Raw genomic sequence first — 16645 nt, forward strand, 5'->3', positions numbered from 1 at the left:
GGCCTTAAAAGCGGGCAGCAGCTGCGTGCTCAGCCCCAGGTACGTCCCATGAGCATCCACACAGCAGCTGGCTCGCCCCAAAAAGCGGGCCTGCCCATCTTCATTCTTGCTGTTGCAGCGTTCGTCCTGCTGACAACGGAGTTCCTCATCCTCGGCCTGTTGCCACCCCTAGCTAGGGATCTGGGCATATCCATCTCCGTTGCGGGGCAGCTGGTGACTGTCTTTGCCGTGGTGGTCGTTCTGGTGGGACCGCCCCTCGCGGCGCTGGTATCGCACTGGCCCCGCAAGCCGCTGTTCCTTGGCATTCTCGTGGTGTTTTCTGTCTCCAACGGGCTTTCTGCCATTGCAACCGATTTCTGGAGCCTGGCCCTGGCCAGGACGCTGGCGGCTACTGCGCTGCCTGTGTTCTGGGGCACGGCCAGTGAAAGTGCAGTAGCGCTGGTTCCGCCTGGCCGCGCAGGCCGGGCCGTCTCGCAGGTCTATCTGGGCATCACCACGGCCTTCGTATTCGGGATCCCCTTGGGAACCGTCGCCGTGACCTATGTCGGCTGGCGCGGTAGCTTTGCCCTGCTCGGGGCCCTGAGTCTGTTGATCGCAGCGCTGATGGCCGCCTTCATGCCAAGCGTGCCCGGGGCGCCCAAAGTGGACAGTGGAGCCTCGCAACTCTCCATCCTGCGCAATGGCCACTTCATCGCGAACGTGCTGCTGACCGCACTCGTGTTCACTGGGATGTTCGTCGCTTACACATACCTAGCAGATACCCTTGAACGCGTCGTCGGCGTCGCTCCCGAGCGTGTGGGGTGGTGGCTGATGGGCTTCGGCGCCTTCGGCATGTTGGGTAACGTGCTGGGAGGGCGGCTGGTCGACCGTGATGCCGCCCTGGCTACCGCCACGCTGCTGGGGATGCTGGCGTTCGGCATGGCGGGGGTGCCCACTGCGGCAGGCTGGTTGCCGGGCGTCGTGCTGGCGATGATGGTCTGGGCGGTGGCCTACACGGCGCTGTTCCCGGTCTGCCAGGTGCGGGTGATGCAGGCCGGTGCCCAAGCCAAGGCGCTGGCAGGAACGTTGAACGTCTCAGCATCCAATGCGGGCATCGGCCTAGGTGCTGCCATCGGTGGTATGGCCATCCCGCTGCTTGGCCTTGATGGCATCGGTTATCTGTCCGCAGCGATCGCTGTTGCTGGCGTGGTGGTGGCTCTCATGATCCGGCGCGGGTCGAGATCCTAATTCATCCTGGCCTTGGCCGCGTCTACGAATGTCCGGGCCACGGCCTGCAGTGTTGCCGAGCGGACAGCCGAGTGCTGCCAATAGAGCGGCACGTCGACCGGCCTTTCCTGATCTAGTGTGACGATGTGTTTGGAGGCTACCGCCTGCTTGATCAGTGCCTCCGGTGCCAAGCACCAGCCCAGGCCCAGCCGGGCCGCATCCACAAAGCCTGTGGACGAAGGCAGGTAGTGGACCGGCGGATTCAGGCGTGCCTTGGTGATGCGCCTGACGAAGCGCCATTGCAGCTCATCCTTGCGGTTGAAGATCAGCATCGGTGCCTTGGACAGGCTGATGGCATTGGCGCCCGACGGGAAGTAGGCCTTCACGAATGCTGGCGACGCGATGGCGCGGTAGCGCATCGAGCCGAGTGGCACGACGCTGCAGCCTTTCAGCGGTGTGGCCTGGGACGTGACGGCACCCAGCACAGCACCGTCCTGAAGCAGCGCCAGCGTGTGGTCCTGGTCATCCACGCGCACGTCGAACAGATAGCCATGTTCACGATGGAGTGCGGCCAAAGCATCGAGTACCCAGGTCTGCAGGGAATCATCGTTCACAGCGATGGCCACGGCGATCGAGAAAAACGGGCCGGCCTGTTCCGGATGCAGATCCGCCAGGGCTTCCGCCTCCAGGACCTTCATCGGCTGAAGTCGCTGTAGCAGGCGCTGCCCGGCTGGAGTTGGCCGGCATGGGACTTGGCGTACAAGGAGCACCTGGCCCAGGCGATCCTCCAGTGACTTGATTCGCTGCGAGACGGCCGAGGGAGTGATGGACAGCCGCCGCGCGGCAGCATCGAAACTACCTTCGTCCAAGGCGGCAGAAAATGCGGCCAACTGGGGGTGAATGAGGTCCACGGCTGCTCCATTAGATTTTCTTCATGAACGAGAAAAATATTAGCTTTTCTGCCGGGCATTGTGGGTCCACCATGCGCACCTTTCCGCAACCCGGCTCCGCCCCATGCTCATGTCCGCCGCCGCCGCCGCCTCAGGCTTCGTTGCCGCCGCAGGCCTGATCATCGCCATCGGAGCGCAGAACGCCTTTGTGCTGCGCCAGGGCCTGCAACAGAGCCATGTGTGTCTGGTAGTGCTGGTCTGCATGCTGGGAGACATAGTTCTTATCCTCGCCGGGGTAGCCGGTATCGGGGCGCTGGCCCATCAGTGGCCATGGCTGCTGCAGCTGCTTCGGTTCGGCGGCGCGGCCTTCTTGGCCATCTATGGCGCGATGGCCGCGCGACGCGCCATTCGCGGAGGTGGCGAGCTCAGTGTCGCAGGTACGTTGAAACAGCACTGGCGGCCGGTGCTACTAACGGTGCTCGCCTTTACCTTTCTGAATCCCCATGTCTATCTGGACACCATGGTGCTGCTGGGCAGCCTGTCGACCCGCTATCCGGCCGAAGTCCGCTGGGCATTTGCGCTAGGTGCCTGCTGTGCAAGCGCGGCTTGGTTCACTCTGCTTGGTTACGGCGCCAGGCTGTTGCTTCCAGTGTTCAAGAACCCACGGGCGTGGCGGGTACTGGACAGCATCATGGCCCTCTTCATGCTGGGCCTGAGCCTGCTGCTGTTATTCAAACCGCTCAAGGTGGTCTGAGCCATGAAGGCCTGCGGATCGTTTGGACTGCCCGATGCGCTGCTGGGGTGAGCCGTGGTCTGGCCAACCAGCTACAGGATGACTCAGCACGCTGCAGTCTGAGTGCCGGTGGCGGCCCTGTTGTTCATTCGCTTTGGGATCACTGCATTGCTGCTCGGGCTGGCCTGGCTGAGTGTCTCGCTGGTGCGCAGCGAGTGGATGAGGGTTTCAGGGCTTGGGTTGCTTCTGACCGTGACACTTTCGCTGAAAGCGTGTGGTGTGACGATGACTTCAGCCTCCAATGCCGCACTGGGGATCAGTCTCTGCATCATCCTCGCGCCGAAAGTCTGCTTCTGGCCGAAAGCGGACATGCGCTCAGAATGAAGCTTCCGGTCAGCTGTACGCCTTCGCAGTGCGACCATCCTCAAGGGCCGTCTCGTACTGGCCGGCCACATAGAGCGGAAGGTCGCCCAGCAAATCGGTGCCTGCCTGGTACGCCAGCATCAGCTGTTGTCCTTCTGGCGAAACATCCAGCGTCAGGAACTCCTTGGCCTCAAGCTTGATGCCGTCCTGCAACGGCAGGGAACTGCCGAAGTACACCGCGCGCTTGATGGCACCAATGCTCGGCTTGTGTCGCCGCCCCAAGTAGTCGGCGAGCTCTAGCGCCTTGGCGACGACGTCGGCTTTCGGTACGACAGCATCTACCGCGCCCATCTCTAGTGCCTGTGCAGACGTCAGCGGTCGTCCATCGAGAATCGCAACTAGCGCCTTGTGCGTGCCCACCAAGCGCGGGAGTCGCTGGCTGCCGCCACCGCCGGGCATGATGCCCAGCAAAACCTCAGGCTGTCCGATGAAGGCGTCTTCGCTGGCCATGACCCGCAGGTCGCACGCCCAGGCGAACTCGGCACCCAGGCCCAATGCGTTTCCTTCAAGGGCAGCGATGAACACCACGCCGAGGCTGTTCATCCTGAGCAGCAAGCCGTGCAGGCGATCCAGGCCGACGTAGTCGGCAGGCGGTGCCGGCGGAGACGTCGTGGCCTGCTGCCGCGCCACGTACTGGGCGCCGCCTTCCTGCAGCCACTTCACGTCGGCGTGGCTGATGAAGCGGCTTGCGTGCGCGCTGGAGAAGACCACGGCTCGGATATCGGGATCCTGCTCGATGCGATCGAGCAGTGCTTCGATGAGCAAGGCGAGCGCCGCACCGAACTCCTGGTAGCGGCCTGAATGAATGCGTGCGTGTAGGGTGTTGCCATGCGCCTGGATGTCCAGGCGCACCGAGGTGTCATCTGTCATGGGTGTTCTCCGGTATTAGCGCAGGTAGCGGGCAGGCACGTCGCTGCGCGACAGGTTGGGTGCCATCGCGAGCCGAGCCTGCTGCATGGCATGGAATTGGCCTTCATCGGGGAGCGGAGGAATCGTCACTGTTTCGCGCCGGTCGAATCCCACTAGGGCGGCATCGACCATCGCGTCCACCTCCATCAGGAAGCCGGGTGGGAACTCGTTCATGTCGCGGCCCGCCTTTTCCCACAACTCGGTCCGTGTGGCACCTGGCAGGACGGCTTGAACGTAAACGCCGCGCGGCGCCAGTTGCGCGGCCATGGCCTGGCTGAGGTTGAGCAGGTAAGCCTTGGTGCCGCTATAGACGCCTTCGAACATCTCCGGGGCGAACGCCAGCACAGAAGAGAGGTTTACGATGGCCCCTGATCCACGCTCGATAAACGACTTTGCGGCGGCAGCGGCCAGGCGCGTGGGCGCGGTGACATTGAGCGCGATGATCTGCTCAAGCGCTGCCGGCCCGTTCTCCAGCAGGCCGCCCTTCAACGACATGCCCGCGTTGTTGACGAGCAGGGTGATGTCGCCTGCTAGCAGGCGTTGCTCGACTTTCGCCACGTCCGAGTCGCGGGTCAGATCTGCAGAGAGGATCTCAATCGAGGTGCCGGTCTCATCCCGCAGTCGTGCCGCCAACGCGCCCAGTCGCTCTGTGTCGCGCGCCACCACTACGAGCGAGTAGCCGCGCTTGGCCAGCCGATCGGCATAGGTCGCCCCGATGCCTGCAGATGCGCCGGTGATGAGGGCGACGTGCTTCGATGTATTCATGAGTACCTCATGGAGTCTGGATGCAGGAGAGGTCGCGCTTACCGGTTCACGTCCACCAGCGTCCGTCCCTTGACCTTGCCCTGGCGCATCTCCGCGGCCGCGCTGAACACGTCGGCGAGCCCGATCTCTGTGACCGTCGTGTCCAGCTTGGCCAGTTCCAGGTTCTCGGCCAGACGGCGCCACGCCTCGATGCGCAGGGCTTGCGGCGCGTTGACCGAATCGATGCCGGCGAGGGTGACGCCACGCAGGATGAAGGGCAGCACGGTGGCGGGAAGTTCCACACCGCCCACGAATCCGCACGTGGTGACGGTGCCGCGATACTTCGTCTGTGCCAACACGTTGGCCAGCGTGCGGCCACCCACCGAATCCACTGCGCCCGCCCAGCGCTCCGGGCCCATGGGCTTGCCTTCTGCCGACAAGAGCACGCGATCCAGGATGTCCGCGGCGCCCAGGTTGCGCAGGTAGTCCGCCTCGCCCGGCTTGCCCGTGGACGCCACCACTCGGTAACCGAGTTCCGCCAGCAGCGCGATGGCGATGGAGCCCACGCCACCGGATGCGCCGGTGACCAGGATGTCGCCACGGTCCGGCGATACGCCTGCATGTTCGAGTGCCAACACGCTGAGCATGGCGGTGAATCCTGCCGTGCCGATCGCCATGGCGTCGCGCGTGCTCAGGGTCGTCGGCAACTTGACCAGCCAGTTGCCCGACACGCGGGCACGCTGTGCGTAACCGCCATGGTGGGTCTGGCTCAAACCCCAGCCCGTTGCGACGACTTTGTCGCCGGGATTGAAGCGCACGTCATCGGAATCCACCACGGTGCCGGCGAAGTCGATGCCCGGCACCAGTGGAAACGTCTGGATGATCTGGGGGCCTGCCAGCGCCACCGCATCCTTGTAGTTGAGGGTCGACCAGTCGACGGCGACGGTTACCCCGCTGTCGGACAGCGCGGTGTCTTCAAGGGCCTGCAGCGAGGCGCTGATCGCGCCGTCGTCGGCACGGGTGGCGAGGATTGCACGGAATGACATGGCACCATTTCCTTAGTGGGGAAGCGGGTGCGACTATAGATCGGTGCCGCGTTTGTCGTAAGAACGCACAACTATCGCCGTTACTATCAATTATGTGCCTATGGGCACTAGGTGAGCATCGTCATGCGCCCGAAGCGACTGGACCCCAAGAGTGGCTGTGCCGTAGAGCTGACGCTCTCGATCATCGGTGGTGTATGGAAGCCCTTGCTGTTATTCCATGTACTGACAGGCAAGAAGCGCTTCATGGAATTGACGCGACTGATCCCCAGCGCGACCCAGCGCATGCTTACGCTGCAGCTGCGCGAGCTGGAGACAGACGGCCTGATCATCCGACACGTGTACGCGGAAGTCCCCCCGCGCGTCGAATATGAAGCCACGCCGCTAGCACGCACTTTGGCGCCGGTGATGCTCAGTCTTCGTGAGTGGGGCGAGCGGTATCGCGCCGATCAGCAGCACCTGCCGCCGATGGAAGCGCATTGCGATGCAACGACACCCGCCGCAAAGAAGAAAGCGTCTTCAAAGAAGATGCAACGAGAGTCACGTACGCCGACGGCGAATTGATCGCTCGCTAGATGTCCGCTTCCGACCCATGGCGGCCATTGGTGCGGCCGCCGAGCCTACCGCTGGGTCCGGTTATGTATTGGCTTGTTAGCCGGACCCAGCGGCCCTAAGATCGAGCAAAGGCAAAGGCCACCATACGGCGCTTTGTGCATAAGTCGTATAACCGGACCCACGGGTCCGTCTATTAGGTAGTTAGGTGGCAATGGAAAGTTCTACGCGACTACGGATCTACGCGGACTTCAACGGCCTGGTTGCCGGTGTTGTTGACCCCATGCGTGCTGCTGTCGTCTTGGACACTTTCGGTAGCATCCGAGACCTGTCAAACGCAGGGACTGTCCTTTCGGTTGGCTTGCCACTCGTGGCCTACGATGAGTCCGATGATACTGAGGACCTGGAGGGACATGGCACTGCGCAGTACGACCACAAGCGCCAGTGGTGGGTCGTTGAGTTTGACGGGCAAGGAGTTAGATATGTTCCCGGAGCAGGCCAAAAGTCTGGCGGGGCGTTTCATTGCGTCCGCTGTCATCTGGTCATAGACGGGGTCGCTTACGACAACATTGGCAAACCCGGGTTCCGTTGCACAAGTTGTGGCACGAGTGTTCTGGCGGCAATTGCACCACCAAATGTCGCCACCTAACAATTCATTCAAGCCGATGCCGCTTCGCGGCGCGGCTTAATTCCAGAGTTAGGCACCACAGGAGTGGCCATGGGAGTCGAGCTATACATCACCCGCGCTGAGTTTTGGGCGGACAATGAGGCTTCACCCATCACTGAGAATGAGTGGTTGTCATACATCGAGTCTGATCCGGAACTTTCACTCGACACCTCGCAAGGCGACTACTTCGCACGCTGGCACGGAAAGTCGGCCTATGAGGAGCCGTGGCTGGATTGGTTCCAAGGCAACATCAGCACAAAGTGGCCTGATACCGCGCTGTACCAAAAGATGCTCCAAATTGCTCATGCTCTAGGCGGCAACGTGCAAGACGATGACGGCACCGTGTACCAATCTTCGACCGACTGGCAGTTTGATCCTCATTCTGCGGGCGGTGCCTAACAATTCATTCAAGTCGACCCCGCTTCGCGGGTCGGCTTAATTCCGGAGTTGAACTTCCGCTTCTGGCCGGAAGCGGACGTGAGCGGGGCAGGGGATTAGGGAGATTTATCATGGCTACAAACAACCATGTTCAGTAAGCCCAAGCATGCTGGGAGAATTGGAGAGCCGCCAAACAGGGATCCCTCTTATAAGTGGTGTCTGAAGGTTTGTGGAAAACTTGCTTTCTCCTAGGAGAAGCCAAGGATCATGGTCATGATTTCTGCGATCAGGTGATATGGCTGTCGCCGTAGCTCACCACGGGAGCGTTGAGGGGTGTGCGGGTGCTATCCTCGGCGGCTTCGCTCAAGGACATTCGCGACGTGCCAGCAGACTATGCAAAGGTAAAGTCCGCGCTACGGAAGATGCCGTTGGAGGACTCGCTGCGTCACGTATGGCAGTATTCTAGGTTGGTCTCTGGCCAAGTGAAACTACCTGCCAGCTATCTCCACCGGGATGAGCGAGGCTATACCTATGATATCGAGAAGTATCTCTTTCCTCACCAAGTCGAGCTTCTGGCTCGCGAGCTGCTTTTGCATGCGGACAGAAGTGGGAGGCCTACAGGGCATTCTTTAGCGAATTGGCCGGACTTTGCAGACGCAAAGAGTGCTTTGGATAAGTTCGCCAATGATGTGCAAGAGGACAATCCAAATACGGACATTAAGCTGACGCTGCACCGGATTGCACAAAATCAGTTTCCGCGTTTCAGCCGACTGACACGGGCCAAGATCGGTCGCTACCTAGCGATGTATAGAACGCCAGCCCTTCGGGCGATATTCGAAGAGCATCTTGGGATTGATGTCGACACATATTTCGTCCTGACATTCGGCGTGATCGCTTCGGCACTCATTCGGGTGCAGATGAACACCACAACGGATTACGCAATCCTGGGTGTGGATAGACCGCAGTCGACACGCTTCTTCGAACGCATCACCGGGGGCGTAGAGCCGATGCGCAAGAAGCTCATTGAGACGCAGCGTCAGAATGATTGCTGGGAGTACACCTTCAATGCATTTCACTTCTATCCGTTGATCTCATTGTTTCCAGGCCACCCAGAGCTCGTCCTGTGCCCAGTGCCACCAGCATTGGAGCGCCGATTGCTTGAAGGGTTGTATTTTGACCTAGTTAACGCAAAGAGTTTTCCCCAAGCCTTCGGTGATGCGTTCGAGAGCATCACGGGTCGGATGCTTAGAAGCCTGGAGAAGCGCTATAAAGTAGAAGAAGCGCAGTCCCAAAAGATCAGAAAGCAGAGATATGACGGGACGGACTGGATCATCAGATCGGCCGGAGACTGCGCGTTCGTAGAGTGCAAGTCAAAGCGCCTATCGTTGAGTGGACGTGTGGCGGAGCAGGTCAGTGACTTGGAAAAGGACATCATAAAGCTCGCCGAGGCTGTCGTTCAGAACTACGCCAACATCTATCGTGAAATGCAGGCTAAGCAGGAAAACGATTGCCAGTACTTCAACATCATCATCACCCTCGAAGACTGGATATTGTTCAGTGACATCACCACGACGGCGCTGCATGATCACGTGGTGGCTCAGATCAGCAAAAAGGGACTTCCTGAAGATCTGATCGATAAGGTGCCGTATCGCGTGCTCAGCTTTGAGGGTGCAATGTACACCTGCGCGACGTTGAAGGATCGCACGATGATCGAGGTGTTCGGAGTTGAGAACAATCCAACGTTCAGTGGAATGTACTTCCTCACGGACCTGAAAAATCGCTTTCCGAATGCAGATGGGGACAGCGCGGGCGATTTCGAAGAGGATTTCCTCGCTCTCATGAGACCTGTCCTCCAGCAATCGAAGGAAATAGCCACCAGCCAATCTGTGTCGAAGCCTGTTGGTACGGCAGGTTTCCTCTAGCTTTTGGACAGATCAACAAGCCCTCGATCCCGCGCAAGGCATGTGCCTGCTTCACCGTATCCCGCGCTCCCATGCCTCATTCTGGGCTCGCCACTGGAATCCGGTCTTCTCCCGCAGGAGATTGATGGGGATGTGGTGCGCAAGAGCCTTCGGACTGTGCCACGGGTATGTTGGCAGCAACTCAATTTCCCGCGGGTTTCGCGGAGAGTTTAGCCAGCGCTTGAGCGACAACAGTGGTGACGAAGCGTTCAGCGTAGTTCTTAGCCGCCTGCCGGGCGACTAAGAACTGAAACACCAACAAGCCCACGAGAGATGCGTAGACATTGAGACTTGGGAGCTGCCAGATACCTGCGACGATTAGGATCGGTGCCAGGAGCGCGATGACGCAGCAGTAGTCTCGAGCAAAGAGCCAATTTCGGTCCAAATTACTAACGGCCGTAGTGTCTTGCTGTTCTTGATACAGGCGATACCAGAGGGAGTTCTGTTGCCGAGGTTCAACCGGCAATGGGGCCAAATGGGCGTTCATGGAATCTAGATCAATACGGGGATCATCTGGGGCAAGCTCCGTGAACACTCGTGTGCCGGGAAGAGGATGCGTCCAACGCCAGAAGACGATCCTTGCCTTATGCAGCGAGCTCAGTTGTGCATTGACTATGCTCGTAAAGGCGATCGCCAGCCCACCTGGCAGAAGCAAGTTGAGGTGTCCCATCATCGCACCAGTGCTGATCTTTCCCAGATCCAAGCCACGGGCAAGGCCGTAGTAGAGAAGCAGGTTGCTCGCTAAAGCCGACAGCAGCGCTAGGCGATTGGAGTCTTTGTGCGCGCGTGCCATAAGATTAGCCGGTTGAATTGCGTGGGTTGAGTTGGGGCAGCACAGGCTCAAGCTCGGACCGGTTGAGCAGCGTGATGTGCTGTTCGTGGGGGGCTAGTGCGCCTATGGGGCGGTCCAGTCCGAGGCGTTTAAGCAAGTAAAAGGCCAGCGACAAGCGCGTAGAGATATCCAGCCGCCCATCAGTCATCCCGTAGTCCAGCGCGATCACGCGGCGCTGACCTTCGTCGAGCGCTGGATTGGGCCCGATCGCAATCGTGACAGGCGTCTCCCATTCCTCATCGCGGATCTTAACCGGTAGCCAAGCCTTAGGCCCCTCACACTCCAAAATCCGGGCAAAGAGAAAGTCCCGAAAGCTTCGGCGATTGTGGCAATACGCGCGGATATGCCACCGATATCCATCGTAAGCGAGCGCATGCGGGCTGATCACCCTCCGATCGGGTTCTGGCCGCGCGATCGTCTGATAGGTGATCTCAAGAGCATTTTGGCTATTGATCGCCCGCAACACCTGGCGCAGCAAGGGGGCCGACACCAGCCGAGTAGGGTGCCGCACGACATCCGACGCAGGCAGAGCACTCAAGAAGCTGAGGTCAGCGGGGATTGTCCCTGTCGTCAGCGCATAGAGTTCTGCCAGATATCGGGTACTGCTGCCGTCTGTGAGGATCGGTGCGAACTCAGGGGCTGCCAGATAGGCCTTCTCCCCCCGGTCATAGGACATGTTCCCAGGGGCTCGGGCTTGGTATTCAGCGAAATCCAAAGAGGCTTGGGGAACCGAGATGCTAAAAAAATCAGTTAGATCTGCGCGATTGAGTCGACCTTCCCAGTAAAGACGGGAGTCAATGAACTCCAATCGACGGTCTTGGCCCCACCTGCCTCGGCGCGAGGGACCTACTTGGGCTTCTTTCATGCGGGGGAACCTTTCATTCGTCCCACTCAGTATACGCCATTGACACAACGCGAATAGTAAGTATAGTCCAATATCACGAGGGCTACTACATCTAGTGGCCAGAGGATAGGCGAACCCCAATGAGTGCTTCGATTACCTTCTTCCCAGTAGCCAATGGAGACATGGCACTGGTGCGCCTGGTCGATTTCGCCAATAGCGCCATCTTGGTGGACATCAACATTCGGCAATGTGCCGATGACCCCAATGATGATGAGGCCCGAGACGTCGCCGCTGACCTCAGAGCTCGCCTGCCCATTGACGCGAATGGCCGACCCTATGTGGACGTCTTTTTGCTGAGCCACCCGGATAAGGACCATTGCACGGGGTTGCAAAAGCACTTTCATCTGGGGCCGCTGAGCGGCTATGCCGACGATGAGAAACCGCAGTCGGAGAAGAGGATCGTCATCCGCGAGATGTGGTCCTCACCGATTGTTTTCCGTCGTGCCTCGAAGATCATGACCTTCTGCGACGACGCAAAGGCCTTCCGAACCGAGGCAAAGCGTCGCGTTCAGAGTTTCCGGGATGGTGCTGTCCTAGAGGGCGACCGCATCTTGTTGATGGGCGAAGATAAAGGAGGAAAAACCGAAGGTCTTGAAGCGATCCTGGTGCGTTCCGGCGACCACTTTAGCCGCATCAATGGCATCGAGAATGCCCACTTCCGTGCTCAGCTTCTGGCCCCGTCGCTCGTTTGCGACGATGATGAGGAGGTGGACCTGCGTGCCAAGAACCATTCCAGTGTGATCCTCAACATGGAACTGGCGTCTTCCGTAGCCGGGCTGAACCAGAGCAGTTGTCGCTTTCTCACCGCTGGTGATGCAGAAGTCGCGATATGGGAGCGTTTGTGGGAGCGCCATAAGGACACCCCCGAGGTGCTCGAATACGATGTCCTTGAAACCCCTCACCACTGCTCGTGGCATGTCTTTTCGCGTGACAGCTGGTCAGGATGTGGAGAAGAGGCTGTGGTCAGCGCTTCCGCCCGAAATGCGCTGTCCCAGGCGCGCTTTGGCGCTAAGATTATTTCAAGCTCCAAGCCCATCAAGGACGATGAGAGCGATCCGCCGTGCACCCGCGCAAAGCGAGAATACAAGGCGATTTTGGCAAGTAAGGCTGGCACCTTTCTTTGCACCGGCGAGACTCCGCAAGCCTGGGCTCCGGAGCCGATTGAAATTGAGATCACGGCCGGAGGGGCGAAGGTCAGAGCAGCACAGCGTTCGGGCGCGGCAGGCCTTGCAGCGGCCGCTGCCCCGCGTGCGGGCTGATGATGGCGAATTACATCAACTGGGGTGAGCCAATTAATGCCATCCCGGAAGAGTTGGCGAGTTTGGAACTGGCTGCGCTCTTGCGCGCCTGTGAGGCGCACCCTCACTTTGATATTGTGGAGTTGCGCCTGATCCAAGCCCCAGTGCCGCATATTGGCGTGGTCGCAGACGTCGGCGACGGCACGGTTGCTCCTCAGAACTCGCCCGGAATTTGGCCTCAGGAGCGCATTTGTCTAAGCTTCTGTCCCGGCTTGATGGTGCCTGCCGAAGTGAGGGCGTTGCGCACAGATTTTCCGGACGTCATCCATCTCAATGGCGTCCCAGACGGAGAGCCCGCGTCACTTTGTCTCTATGAGAGCTGGGACTTCGAGGAGCGGCAGTGGACCGCAGAGCGGCACCTCCGAAAAGTGCTGTGGTGGCTTGCTTCTACGGCCGACGGAACGATCCATGCTCAGGATCAGGCATTAGAACAGCTCTTCTATAGCTCTGGCGACGTAGTGGTTCTCCCCTCGGATTGGGACGGCGAAAAAAAGGACCGGCTTCATCTCAATCTCGCCGACGAAAGCGCGGAGAGACGCTATTGGCTAGCGGGAACCAAGGCAACTTACGGCGCCCCTCGCTGGCAAGTTGCTATCTTAGATCTGCCACCCATTGGCCATCAGCCTATTCAGCGAAGCCCCTCCACGCTAGGCGCCCTGGACGACCAACTAATGGCTTTGGGGTCTGATTTGTCGCCGGCCCTTTCCGAAGCCTTGAAAAGCCTTACTCGTTTAGAAAATCAAAAAACAGCATGCAAGTTGCAGCTGCTTCTTCTATTGCGAATTCCACGTTTGCGAGACGGGAAAATAGATCGGTGGGACGCTCGGGCTTACGCTGTTGCCGCGACTTGGGAGGATGTTGGAATCGAGCTCGGTGTATTGGGTCGCTCGGCCCCTAACGCGAAGGCCTATGCCATCGACCTATTGGGGGGGGCTGTGGCCGCTTTAAGTGAGGAGGGCCGTGCCTTCAAGCTTGCACCTTTAGAGGTCCTTCAAACGCCTCCTATGATGCAAGCTCGGGCGATGTCAGGCATAGAAGCGAGCATGGCAAACTTTCGGGGCACATTGGCGGGGGTCGGATCACTCGGTAGCGCGCTCGCAAATCTATGGGCTCGCTCGCAATGGGGGCAGTGGAACCTCATCGATCCAGATCAGGTGGCTCCCCACAACGTTGTCCGCCACGAAGCTAACGCCATCGACATCGGCTTAAAGAAAGTTGATGTCATTCGCAGAAAGATTGATGCGGTGTTTGCGAGGCCGATTCTCGCTAAAGCTGTTTACGCATCTGCAAGTGACCTTGATGCCTCTGAGGTGGAAAGTTGTCTGCGCGAAAGCGTATTGCTCGTCGACGCGTCCACAACGCTCTCCGTGCCGCGCGATTGGTCTGAGCATGATCTCCCTCGCTCGGCATCCGTGTTCTTTACGCATTCGGGGCTTGCATCTGTCTTAATGTTAGAGGATGAGCATCGCTGCACGCGTCTTTCGGCGTTAGAAGCGCAATACTATCGAGCTCTGCTGCACGAGCCTTGGGGGCAGAAGCATTTGCACACCGGAGCACAGATCCGTGTCGGGGCCGGTTGTCGTGATCACAGCTTTGTCTTGTCACATGCGCTTGTTCAGCTCCACGCCGCTCAACTCTCCCGAGCCTTAAGGCTGGGTGTCCTAGAGCCAAATGCTCGTATTGAAATTCGAACCCATGATGAGAACTCGGGTGCGGTGAGTGTCGCATCGATTGCAGTCAGGCCGGCTCGAAGCTTGGAAGGATATTCTTGGAAGGTGAGGTGGGACGAAGGGCTTGAGGACCAGATGCTCGCGATGAGGTCGGCATGCTTGCCGGTGGAAACGGGTGGTGTGTTGCTTGGCATCTTTGACCACAAGGTGCGAACGGTAACGATCGTCGATGCGCGAGAGGCGCCCTTAGATAGTGTGGCTCACCCCGACAGCTTCATTCGGGGTAGGGCAGGGGTGCTAGAACTGGTTGAACACGCTTCATCGCTAACCGGCGGCATGGTGGGCTACATCGGCGAATGGCATTCTCATCCCCCGGGTGTCCGAGCGGTTCCAAGTGCCTTGGACAAGGAGCTGCTTGCCAAACTTGAGTCTCGACTTCGGGAAGATGGGCTGCCTGCGATCATGGCGATCGTTGCTGAAAACGAAGTCAATGTGTTCGTCGGTGGTGGCGAGGTAGCTGAAACCGAGGATACAGCTGCGCGGGCCTAGTTATGCCTACAGAATGGCGGACGTACAGACCTAGCCTTTGCGCAATTTCTAGTGATCTTCCAATAGACGTGCAGCGGGATTCGACGTCGCTCCGCCGGTCTGGAAATACCCAACCACACTCGATACCGACCGGTGCTCGGTCAGCTGCATGATCGCCGGCAGCGCCACACCCTGGCGGCTGGCTTCGGTCACGAACCCCGACCGCAGGCTGTGCCCGCCAAAATCCCCCTCCAGCCCCGCCAAGCGCGCCCGTCGCTGCACGATCTCGCCGACCGCGGCCGGGGACAGGGCAGGGCCGACGCGCTGTTTCCACAACCGCCGGAAAATCGCCCCCTCGATGATCCCGGACGCTTCCAGCCAATCCTGCAGGGCGAGGGCGGCCCGATCCAGCACCGGCTTGTCCGGCGTCGAGGTGGCGGTGACGCCGGCCTGCTGGGTCTTGCTGTGCTCCAGACGGTAGATGTAGCCCGCCTCGCCGATCCGGCGCAGGTCGCGTAGATCGGCCGCAGCGATCTCGCTACGCCGGCGCCCGCCACTGGCAAACCCAAAGCAGAGCAGGGCGCGATCCCGAATCCCTTCCAAAGTGCCATCACAAGTCGCCAGCATGGCCTCGAGCTCAGGGCGCGTGATGGCTGTCTTCTTGGTCGGCCGCTCACCGCGTTTGACTGACGCTCGGCGGGCACGGCTCAAGAGCGTCCTGATACTGGGCAGCTCGCACGGATTAGTCAGTCGCTTGAGTTTGTGGGCCGTAGACAGCACGGCCACGCGCTGGACCACGGTCGACAGCTTCAACGGCCCGACCTTGGCCTTGAGGCCGGCGGCCACCAACGCCTGGTCAATCGTCGGCGGCAGTTCGCTGACTAGGCCGGTCTTGCCTTTGCGCTGGATGTGGTCGATCAGGAACTGGATCACCACGGCCTCGCTCGCGGGCAACGCCAGTTCGACGCCGTAGCGGGCTTGATGCCAGCCGGCCCAGTAGCGCAGCGCCGTGGCGTAGCTGCGGGTCGTGTTCGCCGCTGCGGCTTCGGCGAGTAGTTCGCGCACCGCTTCGGCGGCCTGTTGGGCCAGCTGCTCGGGGAGTACCAGGTTCGCGGCCGTCGCTACCACGGCAGGCAATGTGCTATTTCGTTTCATACTATGTAATGTACGTTATGAAAATGAGCATCTACTAACGATAATCATCACTTATCGTGAGTACGCGATCAATAGAGTAGGGCGCCGATACAGGAGACGTCAGCATGGCCCGCGGCATCACCGAATCCGATGTTCATACCGCCGCCGACGAGCTGGTCGCCAGCGGCGAGCGCCCGACGGTAGAACGCATCCGCGCCCACCTGGGCACGGGCTCACCCAACACCGTGACGCGCTGGCTCGAGACTTGGTGGAAAAATCTGGGGCTCCGACTGCAGCCGAAACGACCAGATTTAAAGGACGCGCCAGCGGCGCTGGCCGAGTTGGCCGGGCAATGGTGGGCGCTGGCGCTGCAGCATGCCCGCGAGTCTGTGTTGGAAGAGCTTGCCGAGGCCAAACAGTCGCTTGCGGACGAGAACGATGAACTTCGCGTGCAGCAACAGAATTTTGCCGAGGAAGCATCTGAACTCCATGCCAAAGCCACGGCCTCGGCCCACGCAGAAAGTCTCGCACTGACCCAGGTAGCAGAGCTTCGGCAACTCGTGGATCAGCTTCAATCGCAACTGACAGAGTCGACACAGCAACGTGCTTCTGTGGATCAGCGGCTGGATCAGTTGGGTGTAGCAAGGCAAGCCCTCGAAGCCCTGAATCGCCCAGGATTTCGTAGACACCTCGCAGCCATAAACTATGGCTTAGGCGGAGGTGGTTATGAGCACGAAACGTTATACGGATGAGTTCAAGATCGAGGCGGTTCG

The 16645-nt window shown here is 59.7% G+C and carries 16 protein-coding genes; 9 read left to right on the forward strand and 7 right to left on the reverse strand.

Translation table 11 applies throughout. The features are described 5' to 3' along the window. The first annotated feature begins 48 nt into the window (after positions 1-48). Positions 49-1227 carry an MFS transporter gene (locus ACVOLI_RS05660; RefSeq protein WP_481533862.1) on the forward strand — a complete coding sequence of 393 codons (1179 nt, stop codon included), beginning with the start codon at positions 49-51 and terminating at the stop codon, positions 1225-1227. Here the strand turns inward: ACVOLI_RS05660 and ACVOLI_RS05665 are convergent. Further along, entirely contained in the window at positions 1224-2117 is an 894-nt protein-coding gene (locus ACVOLI_RS05665; RefSeq protein ID WP_481533863.1) for a LysR family transcriptional regulator ArgP, read from the reverse strand. The genes ACVOLI_RS05660 and ACVOLI_RS05665 overlap by 4 nt on opposite strands. Before the next feature lie 109 nt (positions 2118-2226). On the opposite strand from ACVOLI_RS05665, the gene ACVOLI_RS05670 reads away from it, so the two are divergent. Both ACVOLI_RS05670 and ACVOLI_RS05675 read left to right on the forward strand, forming a co-directional pair. Beyond that, entirely contained in the window at positions 2227-2850 is a 624-nt protein-coding gene (locus ACVOLI_RS05670; RefSeq protein WP_481533864.1) for a LysE/ArgO family amino acid transporter, read from the forward strand. 108 nt (positions 2851-2958) lie between these two features. Beyond that, positions 2959-3213 (forward strand): hypothetical protein, encoded by a 255-nt coding sequence (locus ACVOLI_RS05675; RefSeq protein WP_481533865.1) that lies wholly within the window; start codon positions 2959-2961, stop codon positions 3211-3213. Positions 3214-3222: 9 nt separating this feature from the next. Here the strand turns inward: ACVOLI_RS05675 and ACVOLI_RS05680 are convergent, their stop codons facing one another. From ACVOLI_RS05680 to acuI, 3 genes are read right to left on the reverse strand one after another with little or no spacing between them, the layout of a single operon-like run. Then, positions 3223-4122, reverse strand: coding sequence for an enoyl-CoA hydratase/isomerase family protein (locus ACVOLI_RS05680; RefSeq protein ID WP_481533866.1), 900 nt, complete (start codon positions 4120-4122; stop codon positions 3223-3225). Positions 4123-4137: 15 nt separating this feature from the next. After that, on the reverse strand, positions 4138-4926 hold the full coding sequence (locus ACVOLI_RS05685; RefSeq protein WP_481533867.1) for an SDR family NAD(P)-dependent oxidoreductase: 789 nt from the start codon (positions 4924-4926) through the stop codon (positions 4138-4140). 38 nt (positions 4927-4964) lie between these two features. Next, positions 4965-5951 carry an acrylyl-CoA reductase (NADPH) gene (gene acuI, locus ACVOLI_RS05690; RefSeq protein WP_481533868.1) on the reverse strand — a complete coding sequence of 329 codons (987 nt, stop codon included), beginning with the start codon at positions 5949-5951 and terminating at the stop codon, positions 4965-4967. A gap of 123 nt (positions 5952-6074) precedes the next feature. Here acuI and ACVOLI_RS05695 point away from each other — a divergent pair, with 123 nt between their 5' ends. The 3 genes from ACVOLI_RS05695 (at position 6075) to ACVOLI_RS05705 (ending at position 9467) form a co-directional block, all read left to right on the forward strand. After that, positions 6075-6512: a winged helix-turn-helix transcriptional regulator gene (locus ACVOLI_RS05695; RefSeq protein ID WP_481533877.1), complete on the forward strand. Its 438-nt coding sequence runs from the start codon at positions 6075-6077 to the stop codon at positions 6510-6512. Between the two features lie 706 nt (positions 6513-7218). Further along, positions 7219-7566, forward strand: coding sequence for a hypothetical protein (locus ACVOLI_RS05700; protein WP_303747905.1), 348 nt, complete (start codon positions 7219-7221; stop codon positions 7564-7566). Positions 7567-8027: 461 nt separating this feature from the next. Continuing rightward, positions 8028-9467 carry a hypothetical protein gene (locus ACVOLI_RS05705; protein ID WP_481533869.1) on the forward strand — a complete coding sequence of 480 codons (1440 nt, stop codon included), beginning with the start codon at positions 8028-8030 and terminating at the stop codon, positions 9465-9467. A gap of 181 nt (positions 9468-9648) precedes the next feature. Here ACVOLI_RS05705 and ACVOLI_RS05710 read toward each other — a convergent pair whose 3' ends face one another. Next, positions 9649-10299: a hypothetical protein gene (locus tag ACVOLI_RS05710; RefSeq protein ID WP_481533870.1), complete on the reverse strand. Its 651-nt coding sequence runs from the start codon at positions 10297-10299 to the stop codon at positions 9649-9651. A gap of 4 nt (positions 10300-10303) precedes the next feature. Continuing rightward, positions 10304-11203: a helix-turn-helix transcriptional regulator gene (locus tag ACVOLI_RS05715; RefSeq protein ID WP_481533871.1), complete on the reverse strand. Its 900-nt coding sequence runs from the start codon at positions 11201-11203 to the stop codon at positions 10304-10306. 119 nt (positions 11204-11322) lie between these two features. Here ACVOLI_RS05715 and ACVOLI_RS05720 point away from each other — a divergent pair, with 119 nt between their 5' ends. Beyond that, the gene (locus ACVOLI_RS05720; RefSeq protein ID WP_481533872.1) at positions 11323-12501 is read left to right on the forward strand and encodes a ComEC/Rec2 family competence protein; all 1179 of its coding nucleotides are present in this window, start codon (positions 11323-11325) and stop codon (positions 12499-12501) included. 2 nt (positions 12502-12503) lie between these two features. Next, the gene (locus tag ACVOLI_RS05725) at positions 12504-14759 is read left to right on the forward strand and encodes a Mov34/MPN/PAD-1 family protein (protein ID WP_481533873.1); all 2256 of its coding nucleotides are present in this window, start codon (positions 12504-12506) and stop codon (positions 14757-14759) included. A 48-nt stretch (positions 14760-14807) separates the two neighbouring features. Here the strand turns inward: ACVOLI_RS05725 and ACVOLI_RS05730 are convergent, their stop codons facing one another. Next, entirely contained in the window at positions 14808-15893 is a 1086-nt protein-coding gene (locus tag ACVOLI_RS05730; protein WP_481533874.1) for a site-specific integrase, read from the reverse strand. A gap of 104 nt (positions 15894-15997) precedes the next feature. Here ACVOLI_RS05730 and ACVOLI_RS05735 point away from each other — a divergent pair, with 104 nt between their 5' ends. Then, positions 15998-16624 carry a DNA-binding protein gene (locus tag ACVOLI_RS05735; RefSeq protein WP_481533875.1) on the forward strand — a complete coding sequence of 209 codons (627 nt, stop codon included), beginning with the start codon at positions 15998-16000 and terminating at the stop codon, positions 16622-16624. Positions 16625-16645 lie beyond the last annotated feature (21 nt).

The sequence above is a fragment of the Stenotrophomonas sp. STEN029 genome (assembly GCF_056760015.1).

Bases quoted from the DNA above. Each gene is read 5' to 3' on its own strand.
- ACVOLI_RS05735 (WP_481533875.1), top strand. From the start codon at position 15,998: ATGGCCCGCGGCATCACCGAATCCGATGTTCATACCGCCGCCGACGAG.
- ACVOLI_RS05730 (WP_481533874.1), bottom strand. From the start codon at position 15,893: ATGAAACGAAATAGCACATTGCCTGCCGTGGTAGCGACGGCCGCGAAC.
- ACVOLI_RS05725 (WP_481533873.1), top strand. From the start codon at position 12,504: ATGGCGAATTACATCAACTGGGGTGAGCCAATTAATGCCATCCCGGAA.
- ACVOLI_RS05715 (WP_481533871.1), bottom strand. From the start codon at position 11,203: ATGAAAGAAGCCCAAGTAGGTCCCTCGCGCCGAGGCAGGTGGGGCCAA.
- acuI (WP_481533868.1), bottom strand. From the start codon at position 5,951: ATGTCATTCCGTGCAATCCTCGCCACCCGTGCCGACGACGGCGCGATC.
- ACVOLI_RS05685 (WP_481533867.1), bottom strand. From the start codon at position 4,926: ATGAATACATCGAAGCACGTCGCCCTCATCACCGGCGCATCTGCAGGC.
- ACVOLI_RS05710 (WP_481533870.1), bottom strand. From the start codon at position 10,299: ATGGCACGCGCGCACAAAGACTCCAATCGCCTAGCGCTGCTGTCGGCT.
- ACVOLI_RS05700 (WP_303747905.1), top strand. From the start codon at position 7,219: ATGGGAGTCGAGCTATACATCACCCGCGCTGAGTTTTGGGCGGACAAT.
- ACVOLI_RS05670 (WP_481533864.1), top strand. From the start codon at position 2,227: ATGTCCGCCGCCGCCGCCGCCTCAGGCTTCGTTGCCGCCGCAGGCCTG.
- ACVOLI_RS05720 (WP_481533872.1), top strand. From the start codon at position 11,323: ATGAGTGCTTCGATTACCTTCTTCCCAGTAGCCAATGGAGACATGGCA.
- ACVOLI_RS05695 (WP_481533877.1), top strand. From the start codon at position 6,075: ATGCGCCCGAAGCGACTGGACCCCAAGAGTGGCTGTGCCGTAGAGCTG.
- ACVOLI_RS05660 (WP_481533862.1), top strand. From the start codon at position 49: ATGAGCATCCACACAGCAGCTGGCTCGCCCCAAAAAGCGGGCCTGCCC.
- ACVOLI_RS05680 (WP_481533866.1), bottom strand. From the start codon at position 4,122: ATGACAGATGACACCTCGGTGCGCCTGGACATCCAGGCGCATGGCAAC.